The organism is Methanocalculus sp., assembly GCF_029762515.1.
Taxonomy (GTDB): domain Archaea; phylum Halobacteriota; class Methanomicrobia; order Methanomicrobiales; family Methanocorpusculaceae; genus Methanocalculus.
Genome location: NZ_JARVGN010000337.1, coordinates 1 through 2572 on the forward strand (window position 1 = coordinate 1; position 2572 = coordinate 2572).

Annotated in this window: 4 protein-coding genes and 1 pseudogene; 3 read left to right on the forward strand and 2 right to left on the reverse strand. The window is 50.0% G+C overall.

The window, feature by feature from the left end:
• Positions 1–182: pseudogene (locus QCH34_RS10525) on the forward strand (formylmethanofuran dehydrogenase subunit C); the annotation flags it as partial.
• Between the two features lie 9 nt (positions 183–191).
• On the opposite strand, the gene QCH34_RS10530 reads toward QCH34_RS10525, so the two are convergent.
• Positions 192–464, reverse strand: coding sequence for a DUF1922 domain-containing protein (locus QCH34_RS10530; protein WP_300333868.1), 273 nt, complete (start codon positions 462–464; stop codon positions 192–194).
• Between the two features lie 155 nt (positions 465–619).
• Between QCH34_RS10530 and QCH34_RS10535 the strand changes: the two genes are divergently transcribed.
• Complete coding sequence (locus QCH34_RS10535; protein ID WP_300333871.1) at positions 620–1360, forward strand: coenzyme F420-0:L-glutamate ligase; 741 nt, start codon at positions 620–622, stop codon at positions 1358–1360.
• Between the two features lie 4 nt (positions 1361–1364).
• Here the strand turns inward: QCH34_RS10535 and QCH34_RS10540 are convergent, their stop codons facing one another.
• Positions 1365–1499, reverse strand: coding sequence for a preprotein translocase subunit Sec61beta (locus QCH34_RS10540; protein WP_300333873.1), 135 nt, complete (start codon positions 1497–1499; stop codon positions 1365–1367).
• Between the two features lie 76 nt (positions 1500–1575).
• On the opposite strand from QCH34_RS10540, the gene QCH34_RS10545 reads away from it, so the two are divergent.
• Positions 1576–2572: amidohydrolase family protein (locus QCH34_RS10545; RefSeq protein ID WP_300333876.1), on the forward strand; the 997-nt coding region annotated here is incomplete at its 3' end.

The window sequence follows — 2572 nt, forward strand, 5'->3', positions numbered from 1 at the left end:
TCTGTGCGAATATGTCAGGTGGGACCTGTTATGTGTATGGATCTGCGGAGGAGATGATCCCTACCTTTGAAAAGAGAGGGACAATCAATCATGAAGGGCTTCTGTTTCACCATTTCAGAGGAGATGTGGCAAACCGCGGAAATGGAGATCTCTATACTGCCCGCTTCACCTATCTTCAATGAAAAAAGTGATTACACCGGGATGTGCGCCTTCACCCACCGTGCATAGGTGGCACGAAGACGTGCGATCTCATCATCTGTGAGATCACCCCGCCGTGTCTTTCTGAGGTATTCCTCAAGCTGGGAGACGATCTGATCGGCCTCAGCATAGGTCTGCACCTCAATATAGACCGGCGCCTTCTGTGAACTGATGATCTCCCCACAGACCGGGCAGAGTTTCCATCTCTGAAGATGATCCATATAGGTAAATGACCGGCACCCCGGACACCGGATTATGATGTACATAGGTACCCGAAGGTATACGGATTTGATGATAAATGTATCGGAAGGTGATCGGAAACCCCCATCTGATACTGTATCACCCTACTGCTGCCCTCCGTAGGGTAAACTCATCAGCAAAGAGATTAATCTCTATCCAGCAGATAACAGAAGTGAGCAAAATGTCAATTGAAGTTATCGGGGTTGAAAACCTCCCTATTATCCAGCCGGGTGATGATCTCGCCGGGCTCATCTCTGATCGGATTACTCTTATGGACGGGGACATTCTCTGTGTCGCCAGTTCTGTCTATTCCAAGTCTGTCGGAAATATACGGAATCTTGATGAGATAACACCCAGCCCTGAAGCCGGGCGGATCGCCTCTATGACCCGTGAGGATCCCTGTTTTGTCCAGGCAGTACTTGACTCTTCAGTTGAGATCATCCTTGATCACCCCTTCATCCTCTCAAGACTTCCCTCCGGCCATATCGGTGTCCGGGCAGGTGTCGATCACAGCAATGTGGAGGATGGCATTGTGATTCTTCTCCCAGCAGATCCTATGGGTGCAGCTGAGGCGATCCGATCGGAGATCAGGGAGAAGTCAGGTATCGATATACGAGTTGTCCTGACCGATACCTGTGGTCGGGCATTTAGGCGTGGACAGACAGGCCATGCTATAGGGTGGAGCGGTATGACAGCAATTCGTGATTTCCGGAGTGATCACGATCTCTTTGGCCATGAGCTTCTCATAACTGAAGAAGCGGTTGCTGATGAGATCGCCGGTTTTGCAAACTTCGTGATGGGCGAAAGCAATAAAGGAGTTCCAGCAGTTGTCTTCCGGAACATGGAGACCTGGAGCGGGCACGATATGCTCTATTTTGAGGAATCCGAAGATATCATCAAAGAAGCCCTGAAAAAGAGATGATGAGTTAGTATATGAGATTCATAATGAAGATAAAGACTCCAATGCTAATTGCCACTGCGATCACGGTCTTTGGGTCAATGGTGACCTGACGCCGATCCTCGCTGTCATAGTATGTGACAAGGCCTGCGGAGGATATCATTCTTCCACCTTTCTTCTTTGCCATGCAGACAGGTTTCTCCGTGCATATATTTAAACAAACGGTCAATAGGTAGGATATGGAGATTGTTACCTCCATTGAGGGGTTCGCATTTTTAGGTGATGAATTATCACTCAGGCCGGTTCGGATTGAAATTGCAGATGGAATCATCAGATCGATTGAAGAGGTAAATAATCCACGAAAACGCTGGATACTTCCAGCACTCTTCAATGCTCATACGCATATCGGTGATGCCGTGGCAATGGATCTGCCTGTCGATGGGGACCTGGAGTCGATTGTAACACCACCTGATGGATTGAAACACCGGATTCTGCGCGCGACGGAGAGAGGTGCCCTTGTCTCTGCCATGCACGCGACCATAGGATTTATGGAGCAGACCGGGTGTGCAGGCTTTGCTGATTTTCGTGAAGGGGGAGTAGAAGGTGTTGAGGCGCTTCTGGAGGCTGCAAACGGCATGTCCACACAGCCCCTTATCTTTGGAAGGGAAGGTGGCGAGTTAACCTCTGATGGTTTTGGGATCAGCAGTGTCCGTGACCTGCCGAATCTTGACTCCGAGATTGAAGCTGCCCGCCTTGCCGGCCATATGATTGCAATCCATGCCGGGGAACGTGATAATGATGATATTGAGGGTGCACTTGCCTATGAGCCCGATCTTCTCATCCACTGCACACATGCCAGCCGGACCGATCTCCGGCGGTGTGCAGATGAAGGAATTCCGATTGCCATCTGTCCACGATCAAACTGGATCCTCGGGGTCACCAGATCGCCGGATCATCCGCCGGTTCAGGATATGATCGATCTGGGATGCAGAGTCTTCCTTGGCACAGATAACGCAATGTTCGTTCAGCCGGATCTCTGGCGTGAGATGGCATTTCTCTCTGTGATTACGGATATTCCCGCGCGTACCATTCTGGAGATGGGCATATCCGGATCATCACTCACTGGAGACCCATACTGGATTGAAGAGGGCAGAAAAGCTTCAATTATTGAGGTAAATCCAGAAAAATCCAATCTGAATCTCTCCCGCGACCCCGCGAGAACACTGGTAACACGAG

Excerpts from the sequence above, each read along its gene's own strand:
- QCH34_RS10535 (WP_300333871.1), top strand. The coding sequence starts at position 620 with ATGTCAATTGAAGTTATCGGGGTTGAAAACCTCCCTATTATCCAGCCG.
- QCH34_RS10540 (WP_300333873.1), bottom strand. The coding sequence starts at position 1,499 with ATGATATCCTCCGCAGGCCTTGTCACATACTATGACAGCGAGGATCGG.
- QCH34_RS10530 (WP_300333868.1), bottom strand. The coding sequence starts at position 464 with ATGTACATCATAATCCGGTGTCCGGGGTGCCGGTCATTTACCTATATG.